General features: G+C 62.9%; 1 protein-coding gene. It reads right to left on the reverse strand.

The genetic code is table 11. The annotated features are described in order from the left end of the window. Positions 1 to 294, reverse strand: a 294-nt coding sequence (locus ACLFKU_RS44525) for an SDR family oxidoreductase (protein WP_410853491.1), incomplete at both ends; no start/stop codon positions are given.

The raw sequence follows: 294 nt of genomic DNA on the forward strand, positions 1-294 counted from the left end.
TCAAAAACGCGATCAGGTTCGCGACTTCCGCCGGCGTACACGGCCGTCCGAGCGGGATGCCACCCAGCGCGTCCATAATGATCTGCTTGCCGCCTTCGTAATCCGTACCGGCCGGGCTGGCAAGCCGCTCTGCCAGCGCAACTGCCGCTTCGGTTTCCACCCATCCCGGCGACACGCGCACGACGCGCACGCCCTTAGGCGTGATTTCCTTCGACCGACTCTTGCTGTACGTGGACAGTGCAGCCTTGGCGGCAGCATAAGCCGTGGTTGATTCCGGCAAGGGCAAACGATTCT

It is taken from the genome of Paraburkholderia sp. EG304 (assembly GCF_046543485.1).
Lineage (GTDB): Bacteria > Pseudomonadota > Gammaproteobacteria > Burkholderiales > Burkholderiaceae > Paraburkholderia > Paraburkholderia youngii.